Here is a 16,704-nt window from a genome sequence, read left to right on the forward strand (position 1 = left end):
CTATGAATGAAGAAATGCCGTCAAGCCTTTTCATCTCATTCCTCCTGCAATTACCTGTCCAAGAGATATACCGCCATCGTTTGTTGGAACTATCTGGTGAGTATAGACGGTAAAGCCGTTTTCTTTTAAGAGAGGAAGAACAGTTTCAACTAAAAGGCCGTTCTGGAACACACCGCCGGAGAGGGCGACCCTGGAGATGCCTGTTCTCTTGAGTATTCTGGCAATTTCTAAAATCATCTCTGCCACGGCGTTGTGGAACTTTTTAGCAATAATGGGGATAGGTACGCCCCTTTCTGTATCCCTGATAACACCTTTTACGACTGGTATCCAGTTAATTGTTTCTCCTTCAATGGAAAATTTGTAGCTTTCCTCTGTGTCCGACTTTAGTGCTTCCTGTTCAAGGAGTATTGCAGCCTGTGCGTGGTATGAAACCCGTTTTTTTATTCCAGTTAGCGCTGCTATGCCATCAAACAGTCTTCCCATGCTGGATGTAAGTGGTGAATTGATAGCTTTTTCAACCATTTTTACGATGAAAGCAGCCGATTTTTCATCTGTTAAATGTTCAGGTGGTTTTATGTCTGCTTCAGTGCAGAGTGAAATGGCTACTCTATAAGGTTCTTTTACCGCTTTTTCACCGCCCGGAAGTCTGAACTGTTTGAGGTGAAACTTCCTTTCGTATTCGAAAAAGTTCAGGAGAAACACTTCACATCCCCAGATCGTTCCGTCATCTCCGTAGCCTGTTCCATCGAAAGAGAAGCCTATTACCTTCTCTTTCGGGTCGGCTTCGTTTTCGGCAAGGCACGATAAAAGATGGGTAAAGTGATGTTGAACCTTTAGCAGTTTTTCTTTAAACTTCCTCTCGCCGAACTTTGTTGAGTAGTAAAGGGGATGTTTGTCACATACAACGATTTCAGGTTTTACATTGAATAAAGATAGAAAATCATTGATTGTTTCTTCGTAAAATTCAACGGAAAGAGGCGTTTCTAAGTCTCCTATATGCTGTGATATGAAGACTTTGTCATCGATACCTAAAGCTATTGTGTTTTTCATAAAAGGTCCAAGTGCCAGTACTGGGTTTTTGAGTTTAAAGGGAAGTTTTACCGGTAAAGGTGCAAATCCCCTTGAGCGGCGCAGTGGTGATGGTTTTTCCGCAATGATTCTAATAACGGAATCATCACAGCGTCTTTTTATAGGACGGTTGTGGAGGAGCAGATAGTCCGCTATTTCAGTGAGTCTTTCAAGGACTTCGTCGTTATCTTTCACTATTGGATCATCTGTAACGTTGGCACTTGTTGCAACGATAGGTTTGCCAAAGTCTTTCAGAATTAAATGGTGGAGCGGTGTGTACGGAAGAAAAGCACCTACCGTGCTGTTTGATGGTGCAACAGAAGGTGCAAGCGAGTAGTGTTGGCTCTTTTTAAGAACGACTATTGGTCTTTCAATGGAGAGCAGTGCCCGCTCTTCTAACGGTGAGACGACAGCTTCTTTCTTTATTGAATCAATGTCGGGAAACATTACCGCAAAAGGCTTCTCTTCACGGTTTTTTCTCTTTCTCAGCTCCCTTACGGTTTCTTCTTTTGACGCGTCACATATAAGATGAAAACCACCAAGTCCTTTTACGGCTAAGATTTTTCCAGCTTCTATCAGTTTTGCCGTTAATTCTATGGCTTCATCCTTTTCCGCTATCGTGTTTCCCTGTTTATCTGTTAGCCATACATGAGGGCCACAGACAGGGCAGGCGTTTGGTTGTGCGTGAAATCGTCTGTTTGAGGGGTCATTGTATTCCCTTTCACATTCTGGACACATTTTAAAGATTTTCATTGTAGTGTTTTTTCTGTCGTATGGTAATTTTTCAATGATGGTGTATCGGGGACCGCAGTTTGTGCAGTTTATAAATGGATACCGGTACCGCCTGTCCTGCGGATTTTCCATCTCTTTTATACACTCTTCACACGTTGCGAGGTCGGGAAGAATAAGAACTTCAACTTTTCCACCTTCGGTGCTTTTCTTTATTTCAAAGCTTTCGTATCCGGCATCTTCTAAGAATTTGTACTCAAGACTGTAAATTTTTGAAATAGGAGGTTTTTCCTTTTCTATCCTCAGTAGAAACTCTTTAACATCTTTTTCGTTGCCTTCCACTTCTATGATGACGCCTGATGTGTCGTTGAGTACGTATCCATTCAGGTTCAATGATGTGGCAAGTCTATAGATAAACGGACGAAAACCGACTCCTTGAACGGTTCCCGTTACAAAGATTTTAGCTCTCATCTGGCTCCTTTTAACTTTTGAGTGTCAAATATTTTACCATTACAGGAAGGGGTAGCTTTCGTAGTAAATTTTTATCAGGTAGAGACCTTCCGGCGGTGCTAAGAATGGAGCTACCTGCCGGTTTTTCGCTCTGAACATATCAGGTATTTCATCTGGAGCTAACTTTCCTGTTGCCGCTTCAACGGCGGTGGCAACTATTACCCTTATCATATGCCGGAGAAATGAGCGTCCTGTAATTCTTATCTCTATTGTGTGTTCATTCCGGGAAACAACTATTTCGTCTATCGTTCTTACTGGATTTTTATCTTCGTCTTTTGAAAGTTTCGAAAATGTTGTGAAGTCGTGTGTTCCTTTGAAAAAGGATAGGCTGTTTTTCAGGATTCTTACATCTAATTTCTGTGGTATGAACCAGGAACGTTTGCATTCAAAAGGTGACGCTACTGGCCTGTTAAATATTCTGTAAAGATACGTTTTTCCTTTTGCATCTTTTCTTGGATCAAAGTTTTCCGGTACTTCCTCTGCTGAAATTACTTTGATATCTGGCGGCAAAAGTCCGTTAAGTGCTCTCTGAATTTTGAAAAGCGGAATCTCTTTTACTGTTTTGAAAGTCGCAACCTGTCCAAGTGCGTGGACGCCGGCGTCTGTTCTGCTTGCCCCTTTAAGGTTGACATCGTGGTGCAGTATTTTTTCAAGAGCTTCTTTTATTGTTCCCTGAATGGTTTTTCCGTGCTTTTGAATCTGCCATCCCATGTAATTTGTTCCGTCGTATTCTATGGTCAGTTTAATGTTTCTCACACTTTCACCTGCACACATAGAATTTGATATCAAATTATAGGGAATGTATTTGTTTTTCAAGTTTCTCAGCAAGTTGGCAGATTTTTAGAGATTTTAAACTTTTTGCATATATCACCTTTTTAGGTATATAATAGTTTCTTGCGCGTTGGCCAGGTTGTTACAGAAAAAAAAGTGAATAAGGGGTTAGGAGGCGTGAGGTGTTCCATTTAGGGGCGATAAGGAAACGGTTTACTATTTCCTATCAGGAGAACTTTCAAGATTTATTCATTCCAGGGGTTATAGGTCTAATAACGGGTCTTTTTATAGTTGTGTTTGTCAGAGCCATAGAGTTTTCGACGAAGATTTTCCTTGGAAACATTGTTGGTTACATTCCACCTCTCCCTGCAGGTGAAGGTGGAAGTACTGTTTATCATTTTGTAATGGCAAGGCCCTACCTGCTGCCTCTGTCAGTTGCGATAGGTGGTTTAATTGTGGGTGTTATTACCTATCTCGTTCCTGAGGCAAGAGGTGAAGGTACGGAAATGGCTATCAAAGCCTTTCACTTTCGCCTTCCCTTAGGACTTAAATCGGCTGTTTTTAAGCTTATCACTTCTGCTATTACAATTGGTTCCGGTGGCGTATCAGGAACTGAAGGTCCAAGTGCTTTAATTGGTGGCAGCGTTGGTTCTTTTGTCGGGAAACTTTTCAAACTTGATGACCACACAAAAAATATAGCTCTTGCGGTTGGTCTCGGGGCAGGTATTGCAGGTGTTTTTAAGGCACCCCTTGCCGGTGCTCTTATTTCAGGTGAGCTTTTTTACAGGAGAGATTTTGAAGTAGAAGCTCTCATTCCGGGTTTTATAGCTTCTGTTACCTCTTACATTATAGTTGGCGTTTTTACCGGTTTCGAACATATGTTTAAAGTACCGGTCCATCCCTTTAAAGGTCTTTCCGTTCCTCTCTTTGTTACCTATTTTGTTATGGGTGTTCTTGCTGCTCTTGTTGCAAGGCTTTTGGTCTATACGTTTTTTTCAGTTCATCACTTTTTCGTAAACCTTGAGCTTCATCCGGCTTTAAAACCGGCCATCGGAGGTTTTTTTACGGGTATTCTTGGAATGCTTAACCCTCTTGCCATTGGTAGTGCTTATGGATGGATTCAGCTTATAATGCTGGGAAAGACACATTATTTAACCCCGCTTCACATATTTACCGGTGTTATTATGGTTATTGTTGGATTATCATTGACTCTCGGTTCCGGTGGTTCCGGTGGTATTTTTGGTCCGTGTATTGTTATAGGTGGATTAACCGGAGCATCTTTTTACCATGTAGCTAAATTTTTGAGTGTTTTACCTCAATCTCATATAGATATAGCTTCTTTCATGATTGTGGGTATGATAGCCACTCTTGCCGCTGCAGCCAATATCCCTCTATCAACGCTTATACTTGTTGTTGAAATAACTGGTGGTTATGATCTTTTAGTTCCTTCTCTCATAGCGGTATCTGTTGCTTACCTGCTTACTACTGACATTACAATGTTTCCTGCTCAGGTTAAAAGCAGGATTGATTCACCGGCGCATATGGATGAACTTAAAGGTGCGTTGCTCAGGACTTACAGGGTTGCCGACATTATGACTAAGAATGTGGTAACGATATCTCCCACTGATCCTGTTTTAAAGGCTGAGAGGTTGATGGCAGAATATACAATTTCAGGGATTCCTGTTGTTGTTAACGGAAAGGTTATAGGAATGGTTACCGGTAGGGATATAATGAAAGTTCCGATTTCTGACAGAGCCAAGGTAACTGTTGAACACGTTATGAGCAGGAATCCTGTCTGTGTTCTTCCCGATATGTCAATTCTTGAAGTTCTCAATATATTTATCAGCAACGGTATAGGGAGAGCTCCCGTTGTTGATAATTATAAAAACAAAAACCTTATTGGCATGATTACACGGGTTGATATTGCTAACTTCCTTGCCGAACAGGAGAGAAAGAAATTAGCGGAAGGGCATGATACGACGTTTGAATGAGACTGTTATTTCAAGAATAGCGGCGGGACAGATAGCTGTCTCGCCGGCGTCTGTTGTTAAAGAGATTGTTGAAAACAGCCTTGACGCTAATGCTTCTGCTATAAGCGTTTTCATAAATTCACCCTTTAATTTCAAAGTTGTTGATGACGGTGAGGGTATTCCTTTTAAAGAGCTTCCTGTTGCTGTTGAAAGGTTTTCTACAAGTAAGATAAAGAGCGTTGAGGATTTATTGAGGTTAAAAACTTATGGATTTAGAGGTGAGGCGCTCCACGCTATATCTCTCTTTTCACGTTTGACGATAAAGAGCCGTTATCATTCAGAAGATGTTGGTGGTGTTATAGTTTTAAAGGGTGGGGTTGTTGAAAGATATGAGCCGATGCCTTTTTCCGGTGGAACGACTGTTGTTGTTGAAGACCTTTACTTTAACGTTCCCGTGAGGAAAAAGAGCGTTTCAAGGAATGAGAAGCAAAAGATAAGAAGCGCGGTTGAAGATTTGGCCCTTGCCAATGAGAATGTCTCTTTCAGGATAGATAATTCCATTTATCCAGCCTCTTCTAAGGCGGAGAGAGTTTTTCGCATTACCGGCAAGCAGTTTGAATTTAAAGAGGGGAAATTTTTTAAGCTCTTTTTAAAAAGCAGGTTTGAAAGCGGTTCTGGAAGGGTGAGGAAAGTTTTTGTAAATGGACGTCCGGTTGTTTCAAAGGATATTTCAGAGTTTATGAAGAAACATCACGTGGAAGAGTATATTCTTTTTATTGAGCTTTCACCTTCAGAGGTTGACTTTAACGTTTCTCCGTTGAAAGACAGGGTAGTTTTTAAGAACGTTGATACGTTGTTTAGCGGTTTGGAGAGGATGCTCGAAAGGTCGTTTTACTTTCTTCCGCAGTTTAAAACTGTTGAAGGCATTAAAGAGGAGAAACACATTGAGTATGGAACTTTAAAGTTAATTGGCAGTGACGGTACTGTTGCTATATGTGATGATGACAATTATTACTATTTCTTTGATATTCACCTTTTGCACGAAAGGGTTAATTACGAAAAGATACTTGAAAAACTAAAAGAGAAGTTTTTTGAAGAAAAAGAGCTTTTTCCGGTTGTTGCATTTACTGAACCTCTGGTTGCTGATAAACTTAGAAAATTGGGAATAACTGTTAAAAGAGATGGTAAAAAGTACGTTGTTCCTTCTATTCCTGTGATTCTTTCGCGGGAAGATGTTGAAGCTGTTATAAAAGGTGAGGATCCTGAAAGTGTTGCGTCTGCTGCATGTAAAAATGCTGTTAAGTCGGGTGTTGAGTTTGTTTCCAGGATGGAACTTGAAAAGCTGATTTCTCTCTATCTTGAATGTAAGGAAAAACGGGTTTGTCCCCACGGAAGACCTATATTTTATAGAATTAAAAAGAGAGAAATTTTGAGAAAGCTGGGAAGATTGTGAGAGGTAAAAGGTGGTGAATACGGTAAAAACTGTTTTCTTCTTGGCACTTCTTTCTGCCATACTTCTTGTTTTCGGGAAGCTGGTCGGTGGCACTACCGGTATGATTTTTGCTTTCTTTATTGCCATGGGAATGAATTTTGCCAGCTGGTTCTTCTCCGACAGAATTGTCCTTTCAATGTACGGTGCAAGGGAAGTTTCACCTGAGGAAGCCCCAGAGCTTCACGAAATTGTTGAGAAGCTTGCAAAGAATGCCGGAATTCCCAAGCCAAAGGTTGCTATCGTTCCTATGGATGTTCCAAACGCTTTCGCAACCGGTAGAGATCCGGAACACGGCGTTGTTTGTGTAACTACGAAGCTTCTTGAAATTTTGGATAGGGATGAAGTAGAGGGTGTTCTTTCCCATGAGATTGCCCACATCAGAAACAGGGACACTCTAATTTCAGCTGTTGCTGCAACGATGGCGAGTGCTATTGTCATGATTGCTGATATGGCAAGGTGGTCTCTCTTTTTTGGGTTTGGCAGAGATGACGAAAGGGACGGTATAGCGGAGACTATAGGTCTTATTCTAATGATTATTGTTGCACCGGTAGCTGCAACTCTTATAAGAATGGCTATATCAAGGTCAAGAGAGTTTATTGCGGATGAAACGGGGGCAAAAATTTCAGGAAAACCTGAAGCTCTTGCCAGTGCTTTGAAGAAGCTTGAACTTTATGCAAAAGGTCTTCCGCCGGAAGTTGTAGAGGCAGAGGTAAAACCTGCAACATCCCACATGTTTATTGTAAATCCGTTTAAAGGTGATGGGTTGGCTGTTCTCTTTTCAACACATCCACCGACAGAAGAGAGAATAAGAAGGCTTCTGGAGATTGCTAAAAAGTTGTTTGGCAGAGTGAGAGATTTTTTTGATCTGTAATCGGAGATTTTTATGAAGTTTGATAGAACTTTCTTTCAGCTTGTCTGGCAATACCTTAAGGGTTGTGCAAAGGTAAATCTAAAACTTCGTTTTGATCTTCTTTCCATTTCTCACTTTTTAGGAAGGTGGATACCTTATGCTTTCACTGTCGGCATAATAACAGGTTCTATAGCTGCCTTTATGGATGTTTTAATTACAGAGATAAATCGGTTGATATCCATACATGACGTTCTTTTCTTTCTGTATCCTATAGCTACGGCACTTGTAGTTGGTTATACGCTTGTAATTGATCCTGTCGTTGGCGGTCCCGGGATAGGGTATGCCATAGTTCATTTAAAAACAAAGTACTTTTTGCCTGCTAAACTTGTCTTTTTAAAGTTTGTATCTTCAACTCTGGTTCTTTCCGGCGGTTTTATAGCCGGTAGAGAAGGCCCTTCATTTTTCATCGGTGTTGCCATTGGAGAGTGGCTTGGAAAGGCTTACGGTTTTAGCAAAAGATTTAAAAATCTTTTAGGACTTATAGGAGGTGGTGCGTTTACCGGGGCACTTTTGAAAGCACCTCTTGGAAGTTCAATCTTTGCCATGGAACTTGAAAATATGTACGATTTTGACTATTCGCCTTTTGTTCCGATGATTATTGCAGCCATTACCAGTTATTTGACCTTTACTTTTTTTAGAGGTGAGAGTGCATTTATAGCTCTTACTCGGGAACCTATCTGGACGCTTGACAGCATACCCTACCTTGTAATTATGGGGCTTACGATTTCTTTTATTATCTACCTTTACACGTTTATGTTTCACACAGGTTCCTGCGTTTCTAAATTTTTTGAGCCGTTTAAAAGGCCTGTAATTGGGACGGCAGTTTCTCTTCCGATACTTATTGCTCTTTACTTTGCTACTAACGATACGGAGATTTTAGCTGCACCGGCACACATGAATATTGTTTCAAAATTGGCACAAGTGCCGTTTCCTGTTTGGATTGACATTATAATAGTTATTGGAGTAATCCTTGTGACGAGCCTGACCCTCGGTTTTGGAATTCCCGGGGGGCTTGTCCTTCCTAACCTTTTGATAGGTGCCGCTGTTGGTAATATGTTTGGACATCTTTTTCCTGATCAGATAGTTATGTTTTCTCTTGCTGGAATGGGTGCAGCGCTCGCTGCAGGTGCAAAAACGCCCCTTGCCGCCATCGTTATGATTACCGAGATGAGCCATGCTGATGTTGTTATTCCTATGACGGCAGCAGTTATTACCAGTTACACGACGAGCTTTGGATTCAGTCTTTACCTTGGCCAGGAGATAGACATTAAACCTTTAATAAAAGGAGTGACAAAACGTGGTAAGGACACTTGAAGGTAAGAAAATATTGCTTGGAATAACGGGAAGTATTGCAGCTTATAAGGCCGTAGAGATTTTAAGGGAGCTTCAGAGAAGGGGAGCGGACGTTTACACTGCTGTTACTCCCAATGCTCTTGAATTTGTTTCTGAAGTGGTTTTAAGAACCCTTTCAGGACATTCTGTCTATAAAGAGATTGTGCCAAAAGAAAATCCTGAAATAAGGCACACCTCCCTTGCATCTTTGGTTGATCTTTTCATTGTTGCTCCGGCTACCGGCAATACGATAGCAAAGATAGCCTGTGGTATAGCTGATAACCCTGTTACAGCTTCAGCACTTGCGATAGGAAAGGGTATTATCTGCCCTGCTATGAACGTTAAGATGTATGAGAATCCAGCAACTGTTGATAACATTGAGCTTTTGAGAAAGAGGGGGTACGTTATAGTTGATTCTGATGAGGGAGAGCTTGCCTGTGGCGTGAGAGGAAAGGGGAGACTTGCAAAAGTTGAGACGATTGTTGAGGCAGTTGAAGATTACTTTATTCCGAAGTTTTTGAAGGGGAAAAAGGTTGTTGTTACGGCAGGTCCTACGAGGGAGTATATAGATCCTGTCAGATTTATTTCCAATCCTTCTTCTGGAAAAATGGGATATGAAATAGCTAAAGTTGCAAGAGCTGCAGGTGCATCAGTGACATTAATATCCGGAAAAACCTGCCTGGACGCTCCTTCCGGGATGAATTTTATTGAGGTTGAAACGGTTGATGAGATGAGGAGTGCCGTTATTGAGAATATAAAAGGTGCTGATGTTTACATCTCAGCGGCAGCTATCGGTGATTATAGACCGGTTAAGAGAAGTGAAAGTAAGATAAAGAAAGGGGCAGGTAGGCTTGTTATAGAGTTTGAGAGAACGCCTGATATTCTTTCTGAAGTTGCTGAAGGTAAACTTGCCCGTTTTATCGTTGGTTTTGCTGCTGAGACGGACAATCTGATTGAGAATGCCCGAAAGAAACTTAAATCCAAAAAGATAGATATGGTCGTTGCCAATGATGTAAAAGGAAAAGTTTTTGGAAAGGATGAGACAGAATGTGTTATTGTTGGGGAGAATTTTGAGGAAAAAGTAAGTGGTTCTAAAAGAAAGGTGGCTTTAGAGATTTTGAAGCTTATAAGTCAAAAATTATGAAAACGGTTGTTTTTGATTTTGACGGTACGTTAGTAGATACTTTTGACATAGCAGTTAACGTTTACAACAAAGTTGCACCGATTTTTCGTATTCGCAGGATTGCCCGTACAGAGAGGGAAACAGTTAAGAATTTCTCTCTCAATGAATTTGCTGTTAAGTATCGTATTGCAAGTTATAAGTTTCTTCCCCTTGTTATTTTTTTAAGGTTTTTAATGATAAGGGAGAAAAAGAGGAAGAAAATTTCCTTTTTTCCAGGCACAGTTCAGATGATCAGGGATTTACGAAATAGTGGTTTTAGATGTGGTATTTTGACAACAAATTCGAGGAGGTTTGTTTCTTCGCTTCTTGAAAAAGAGAAACTCTCTGAGTGTTTTTCTTTCATTGAGACAAATCCTTTCTTGAGAGGTAAACATAAAAGTTTGGAAAAATTAAAAAAGTTCCACGGAGATTTTGTTTATGTGTGTGACGAGGGGAGGGATGTAGTTGCAGCAAAAGAGGCCGGTGTAGTTTCAGTAGCAGTAACCTGGGGGTTCAACTCGGCGGAGAACCTGTTGAGATTTTCCCCAGATTTTATTATTTCTTCACCTCAAGAGTTTTTCAATGTTTTAAAAGATCTATAAAGTTCTCAAAGAAGTCTTTTCCAGGTTTTTCTTCTTTGATTTTTTCAAACAGCTCTTTCCCCGGTTTTTTTTCGATTAGCTTTTTAACGGCTCTTTCGCCTGGCCTCTTTTCAATGATGCTTTTTGCTATGCTTTCACCAGGTCGCTTTTCCAAAAGTTTATTAAATAGCCCTTTCCCGGGTTTTTTCTCTATCAGTTTTTTAAGTGCTTTTTCTCCAGGTCGTTTTTCTATCACCTTCTTTAAAATCTCTTCCCCGGGTCTCTTCTCCACTATTTTGCTGACGAGCTCTTTTCCCGGTTTTTTTGTCACAAGCTTTCTAATGATATCTTCGCCAGGTTTGTTTCTGTGTTTCATGAATCTTTCGCCATGTTCGTAAGAGGCTTTTTGATTAAAGGTTTCTTCTCTACAGGTGTGCACCTCTGTTTTTGATTTTTGCTTTTCCAGAGCTTCTTGAAGTTTATGAAGAACCTGTTCGTGCTGTTTCTTTATTTCCTGATAAATGTCCGCCGTTGCAGGTAGCCGTTCTATTCTTTTTACTATGTTTCCCTGGAAGAATATGTTCGTGACAACTTTTCCTGATGATTTGTAGTATTCAGTCTGGACGTGGAACGTTTTTGTTCCGCAATGGAAATTGGTGTTCATTGAGAAGGTCTCGTTCATCTATCCTCCCAGGTAAAACTTTAAAAGTAAGTTACCTAAAAAAATCGTCAAATATCCCCCTACTGCCAGAAACGGACCAAAAGGTAAAGGGGTTTCGCTATCCTTATCTTTTGATATTATAAATATAATACCGATTACTGCGCCGATGAGGGAAGCAAAGAAAATTACGAAGAAGACTTTTTTCCACCCGAGGAATGCACCTATTGTAGCCATTATGTTGGCATCTCCATATCCCATCCCTTCACGACCTCTTATCATGAAGTACGTTTCTATGATAAATAGAATGATTCCGGAACCTAAAGATGCACCTAAGATAGAATCAACAATATTCATACTGTGGGTAAATGGTGAAAGAGCTATCCCGAGAATCATAACGATGTAGCACGGTTTAACCGGTACCATCATTTCTTTTATGTCAATTGCAGAGATTACTATAAGGAACCAGGTTAGTATGCTGTAGTATAGTGCGTCAAAGGTGATTCCGAAACGAAAAAATATTGCTGCAGTGAGAATGGCTGTAAGAAGCTCAATGAGCGGGTAGGTTGGTGATATTTTCTCACCACAGTAACGACATCTTCCTCTAAGAAGGAGATAGCTGATTATGGGTATGTTATCGTACCATTTGATTGGCGTACCGCATTTAGGACAGTGAGACCCTGGAAATACTATTGATTCTTCCCTGGGAAGTCTGTAGATGCAGACATTCAAGAAACTTCCGACAATGCTCCCTAAAACGAAGCCAAATAAAACGGACAGCAGAGAATTTGACATTAATGGGTCTCCATAGAAGCGTTGTTAATAACGGAAAGAATTTTTAGAAGAAACTCTTTCCACTTTTCAATGCCGGTTAAAAAGTCAGTTTCTAAAAATTTTACCATCTCTTCAGGAGCTTTTATTTCATTAAGGCGGAGCATTTTTTCTTCAATTTCAAGTATTGCCTCGTCCATTCCTTCCACTATAGGCAGGAATATGCTTCCCTTTTCAAGGATTTCCACGGTTTTCATTATGGAATCACTGATGTAATTGATGTGTAGTTGTGCCAGCTCTTCCGAAGCTTCAAAGGCTTCTACTACCATTTCTATTGCACCGTTTACCGAGTCAAGAGCCATTATAGAAAGTTCTATGTGATTTTTTAAAAAGTTTATTGTGGAGTCGGTTACTATGTTAATTTCTGATACATCGTTTAGACTATCAAGGTAGTCGGGATGGACAGTTCTGCCACCGATTTCAACGCTTTTTATTACTCTTTCCGGAAAAAGATATTTAAATTCGACGAGCCTCAGCATTTCTTTTAGATTTTTGTATTTCTGTTTCTCTATTTTAACTTTTTGCACCTTTCCATCTATTCTGAGCTTCACTCAAGACCTCCGGCTGTACTTTTAAAGAAATTTTACCATTTGACTCAGGGATAAATTATTCTTTAACTTCAGGTTTGCCAAATAGATATCCCTGTCCAAAGACTGTAAAATCTTACAGCAGGCTTTGATTTATTAGCCTCCTTGAACTCTTTATCTGTAAAGGTGTAGTTTTCCAAAAGTTCTTTAAGGGTATCCATAATATCTCCGGTCAGGATAAAAATTCTAAAATTAAGTATTATTAATGTACCAGATATTTTCTTAAATATCTACCTGTATAGGTTTCTGTCTGTGCTACTTCTTCAGGTGTTCCGGTCGCAACGATTTTTCCTCCCCGGTCACCACCTTCAGGTCCTAAATCTATTATGTAATCGGCGCACTTTATAAAGTCCATGTTGTGTTCTATAACAATTACGGTGTTTCCCCTGTCCACTAACTTTTGAAGAACCTCTATAAGCTTTTTAACGTCGTGGATGTGAAGCCCTGTCGTTGGTTCGTCAAGAATGTAGAGAGTTTTTCCTGTTGGCCTTTTTGACAGTTCTTTTGCGAGCTTTACCCTCTGGGCTTCTCCCCCTGATAGTGTTGTTGCCGGCTGTCCCAATTTTATGTAAGAAAGACCGACGTCATAGAGTGTTTTTAGTTTTCTTACTATTCTTTCGTGGTGTTTGAAAAATTCAAGGGCTTCTTCAACGCTCATTTCAAGCACATCGTATATGTTTTTTCCCTTGTATGTTATCTCAAGGGTTTCTCTGTTGTACCTTTTTCCTCCGCAGACGTCACAGGTGACGTAAACATCAGGTAAGAAGTGCATTTCCACCTTTATCAATCCGTCACCTTTACAGGCTTCACACCTTCCGCCGGGAACGTTGAATGAGAATCTTCCCTTTTTGTATCCTCTTGCCCTTGCTTCCGGTGTGGCCGCAAAGAGTTCTCTTATAAAGTCGAAAACGCCGATGTATGTAGCAGGGTTTGATCTTGGTGTTCTTCCTATGGGAGATTGATCAACGTTTATGACTTTATCTATGTCTTCAAGACCTTCTATCTTTTCATATTTTCCAGGTATGGCCTTACTTTTGTATATCTCTCGTGAAAGGGCGTTGTAAAGGATGTCGTTTATTAGGGTTGATTTCCCTGAACCTGATACACCGGTAACGCAAATAAACAGTCCAAGGGGAAATTCAACGGTTATATTTTTCAGATTGTGTTCTGCTGCACCTATGATTCTTAAAAACTTTCCGTTGGGTTTGCGTCTTTTTTCAGGTATGGGTATTGTAAGTTTTCCGGATAAGTACTTACCTGTTATGGATTTTTCACTCTTTTCTATCTCTTCTGGTATTCCCGCTGCTACGACTTCACCTCCGTGGATGCCGGCACCCGGCCCCATGTCTATTACGTAGTCAGCACTTTTAATGGTATCCGTGTCGTGTTCTACGACGATTACCGTATTTCCTATGTCTCTCAGTTCTTTTAACGTTTTTATCAACCTGTCGTTGTCCCTTTGGTGGAGCCCTATGCTTGGTTCATCAAGGACGTAGAGAACGCCGGTCAATTTTGAGCCTATCTGAGTTGCAAGCCTTATCCTCTGGGATTCACCGCCTGAAAGTGTTCCTGTTCTTCTGTCAAGTGTTAGGTAGTCTAATCCAACGTCTAACAGGAATTTTAGGCGGTTTTTAATCTCTTTCAGAACTCTTTCTGCGATTATTTTTCTTTTTCCTTCAAATGTTACCTTATTGAAGAATTCATAAGCCTTTTTTATGCTCATCTCTTCAACGTCAGCTATTGAAAGGCCGTCTATCTTTACTGAAAGAGCTTCTTTGTTGAGCCTTTTCCCTTTGCACTCTTTACACGGAACTTCTCTCATGTACTCTTCTATATAGTCTCTGACAGATTCTGATTCTGTTTCTATGTAGCGTCTTTCAAGGTGTTTTATTATGCCTTCAAAGTAGTAGGGCTTATAGTTGCCTCTGCTCCATGAAACGGTGTTATAGACTCTCAAAATTCCCCTGTCAGCATAAAGTATAAAGTCAAGGTCTTCTCCTGTCAGTTCTCCTGCCGGCGTGTCGCGGGATATTCCTAAATAGTCGCACGCGGAAGAGACCATATCTTTTATGTATTCAAACTTTGCTCTTTCAGTTATGTTAAACGCGTTTACTATGGGTTTGTCCCAATTTATTAAAAGGTCAGGGTCTATTTTCAGAGAGAAGCCTATACCACCACACGCCGGACAAGCACCGAGAGGACTATTGAAAGAGAAAAGTCTCGGTGAAATCTCTTTAAAACTGAAACCACATATTGGACATGCCCCTTTTGTGCTAAGGATTTCCTCTTTTTTAGAGTCGTAATCTACAATCAAGACAAGTCCATCCGACAGCTTTACGGCTATCTCTACCGAGTCAGCGATTCTTGTTTTATCTTCCGGTTTTACTTTTATCCTGTCAACGATAACTTCAATTGTATGTTTGACCTTCTTTTCAAGTTTTAGATTGAGGGCTTCATCTATGGTGTACGTTTTTCCGTCTATTCTAATCCTTCTAAATCCCTGCTTTTCCAGTCTTTCAAGCAGGTTTTTGTGTTCGCCTTTCTGTTCTCTTACGATAGGTGAAAGAATGAGAATCCGCTTTCCTGTGAATTTCAAAATTCTATCTACAACCTCTTCAACGGTTTGGGGTCTTATTTCAATGTTGCAGTTTGGACAGAACGGCGTTCCAGCTCTTGCAAATAACAACCTCAGATAGTCGTGTATCTCTGTTGTTGTTCCAACGGTGGAGCGGGGATTTTTAGAGACAGTTTTTTGCTCAATAGAAATTGCAGGTGATAGTCCTTCTATCAGGTCAACGTCTGGTTTTTCCATCAGCTGGAGGAACTGCCTTGCGTAAGAAGAGAGTGACTCTACGTACCTTCTTTGTCCTTCGGCGTAGAGCGTGTCAAAGGCAAGGGACGATTTTCCCGAACCAGAAAGTCCTGTTATTACAACTAATCGGTTTTTTGGAATTTCTACGTCTATGTTTTTAAGATTATGCTGTCTTGCGCCTTTAACTATAATCTTATCTTTCATGGTAGTAATAATTTATTTCAAATGTGAGATATGTCCATTGGAAGTTGCGTGAGAAGGGCGGGCAGAGCCCGCCGGGTGATTATTTGAGGTCTTTTTTCTGTGTTTTGAGGAACGGCATCATTTCTCTCAGTTTTTTCCCAACCTTTTCGATTGGATGTTCTGCTTCTATCTTTCTGTGAGCGTTGAGAACAGGATAGTTTGCCTGAGCTTCAAGAACAAATTCCCTTGCAAACTCGCCTTTCTGTATTTCGTCTAATATCTTCTTCATTGCTTTTTTGGTGTCTTCTGTTATAACCCTTGGTCCTCTCGTGTAATCGCCGTATTCAGCTGTGTCGGAGATTGAGTATCTCATTCCGGCAAGGCCGTGCTGATAAATGAGGTCAACGATTAATTTAAGTTCGTGGAGGCATTCAAAATAGGCAACTTCAGGTTGATAGCCGGCTTCAACAAGAGTTTCAAATCCAGCCTTGATAAGAGCCGCTGTTCCACCGCAAAGGACAGCTTGCTCACCAAACAGGTCAGTTTCTGTTTCTTCTTTAAATGTTGTTTCTATTACACCTGCCCTTGTTGCACCAATTCCTTTAGCGTAAGCGAGGGCGACATCCATAGCCTTACCTGTAGCATCCTGATGGATAGCAACGAGGGCTGGAACGCCAGCACCTTCCTGGTAGGTCCATCTTACAAGGTGTCCAGGTCCTTTTGGTGCTACCATGAATACGTCAACGTCTTCTGGTGGGACAATTTGGTTGAAATGTATGTTGAATCCATGGGCAAATGCAAGTGCCATTCCAGCTTTCAGGTTTGGCTTAACTGCCTCTTCGTAAACCTTTTTCTGGACAGGGTCAGGAAGGAGAAACATTATTACATCAGCTTTTTTAGCAGCTTCAGCTGGAGTGAGCACTTCAAAACCGTCAGCCTTTGCCTTCTCTGCTGACTTTCCAGGTCTTAATCCTACTACAACGTTAATTCCGCTATCTCTAAGGTTAAGCGCGTGGGCGTGTCCCTGGCTTCCATAACCGAGAATAGCAACCGTTTTTCCTTCAAGCGGCGCAAGAGATGCGTCCTGCTCATAGTACACTTTTGCCAT

The 16,704-nt window shown here is 40.8% G+C and carries 14 protein-coding genes; 6 read left to right on the forward strand and 8 right to left on the reverse strand.

Annotated features, from left to right (window positions below; all coding sequences use genetic code 11):
- Positions 1–30: 30 nt before the first annotated feature.
- Together hypF and truA are read right to left on the reverse strand one after the other, a co-directional pair.
- Positions 31–2,268, reverse strand: coding sequence for a carbamoyltransferase HypF (gene hypF / locus MV676_RS00035; protein WP_297444203.1), 2,238 nt, complete (start codon positions 2,266–2,268; stop codon positions 31–33).
- A 39-nt stretch (positions 2,269–2,307) separates the two neighbouring features.
- Positions 2,308–3,063 (reverse strand): tRNA pseudouridine(38-40) synthase TruA, encoded by a 756-nt coding sequence (gene truA, locus MV676_RS00040; protein WP_297444204.1) that lies wholly within the window; start codon positions 3,061–3,063, stop codon positions 2,308–2,310.
- Between the two features lie 197 nt (positions 3,064–3,260).
- Here truA and MV676_RS00045 point away from each other — a divergent pair, with 197 nt between their 5' ends.
- Genes MV676_RS00045 through MV676_RS00070 form a run of 6 tightly spaced genes read left to right on the forward strand, consistent with a single transcriptional unit; the run spans position 3,261 to position 10,546 of the window.
- A complete protein-coding gene (locus MV676_RS00045) occupies positions 3,261–5,069 on the forward strand; it encodes a chloride channel protein (protein WP_297444205.1) in 1,809 nt (602 codons plus the stop codon).
- A complete protein-coding gene (mutL, locus tag MV676_RS00050) occupies positions 5,050–6,501 on the forward strand; it encodes a DNA mismatch repair endonuclease MutL (protein ID WP_297444206.1) in 1,452 nt (483 codons plus the stop codon). Before MV676_RS00045 ends, mutL begins: the two co-directional genes overlap by 20 nt.
- Before the next feature lie 10 nt (positions 6,502–6,511).
- Positions 6,512–7,411: a zinc metalloprotease HtpX gene (gene htpX, locus MV676_RS00055; protein WP_022846368.1), complete on the forward strand. Its 900-nt coding sequence runs from the start codon at positions 6,512–6,514 to the stop codon at positions 7,409–7,411.
- A gap of 12 nt (positions 7,412–7,423) precedes the next feature.
- The gene (locus tag MV676_RS00060; RefSeq protein ID WP_297444207.1) at positions 7,424–8,764 is read left to right on the forward strand and encodes a chloride channel protein; all 1,341 of its coding nucleotides are present in this window, start codon (positions 7,424–7,426) and stop codon (positions 8,762–8,764) included.
- Complete coding sequence (gene coaBC / locus MV676_RS00065; protein WP_297444208.1) at positions 8,748–9,926, forward strand: bifunctional phosphopantothenoylcysteine decarboxylase/phosphopantothenate--cysteine ligase CoaBC; 1,179 nt, start codon at positions 8,748–8,750, stop codon at positions 9,924–9,926. The genes MV676_RS00060 and coaBC overlap by 17 nt, the downstream gene beginning before the upstream one ends.
- Complete coding sequence (locus tag MV676_RS00070) at positions 9,923–10,546, forward strand: HAD hydrolase-like protein (RefSeq protein ID WP_297444209.1); 624 nt, start codon at positions 9,923–9,925, stop codon at positions 10,544–10,546. Before coaBC ends, MV676_RS00070 begins: the two co-directional genes overlap by 4 nt.
- Here MV676_RS00070 and MV676_RS00075 read toward each other — a convergent pair.
- From MV676_RS00075 to ilvC, 6 genes are all read right to left on the reverse strand, one after another.
- Positions 10,524–11,207 (reverse strand): hypothetical protein, encoded by a 684-nt coding sequence (locus tag MV676_RS00075; protein WP_297444210.1) that lies wholly within the window; start codon positions 11,205–11,207, stop codon positions 10,524–10,526. The two genes, MV676_RS00070 and MV676_RS00075, sit on opposite strands and share 23 nt — an antisense overlap.
- Positions 11,208–11,978, reverse strand: a complete 771-nt coding sequence (locus MV676_RS00080; protein WP_297444211.1) for an A24 family peptidase — start codon at positions 11,976–11,978, stop codon at positions 11,208–11,210.
- Positions 11,978–12,565, reverse strand: a complete 588-nt coding sequence (locus tag MV676_RS00085) for a hypothetical protein (protein WP_297444212.1) — start codon at positions 12,563–12,565, stop codon at positions 11,978–11,980. Before MV676_RS00085 ends, MV676_RS00080 begins: the two co-directional genes overlap by 1 nt.
- Positions 12,566–12,633: 68 nt before the next feature.
- Positions 12,634–12,762, reverse strand: coding sequence for a hypothetical protein (locus tag MV676_RS00090; protein ID WP_297444213.1), 129 nt, complete (start codon positions 12,760–12,762; stop codon positions 12,634–12,636).
- A gap of 41 nt (positions 12,763–12,803) precedes the next feature.
- A complete protein-coding gene (gene uvrA, locus MV676_RS00095) occupies positions 12,804–15,617 on the reverse strand; it encodes an excinuclease ABC subunit UvrA (RefSeq protein ID WP_297444214.1) in 2,814 nt (937 codons plus the stop codon).
- A 79-nt stretch (positions 15,618–15,696) separates the two neighbouring features.
- Positions 15,697–16,704, reverse strand: a complete 1,008-nt coding sequence (ilvC, locus tag MV676_RS00100; RefSeq protein ID WP_022846378.1) for a ketol-acid reductoisomerase — start codon at positions 16,702–16,704, stop codon at positions 15,697–15,699.

This window comes from Desulfurobacterium sp. (assembly GCF_027028515.1).
In the GTDB taxonomy this organism is placed as follows: domain Bacteria; phylum Aquificota; class Aquificia; order Desulfurobacteriales; family Desulfurobacteriaceae; genus Desulfurobacterium_A.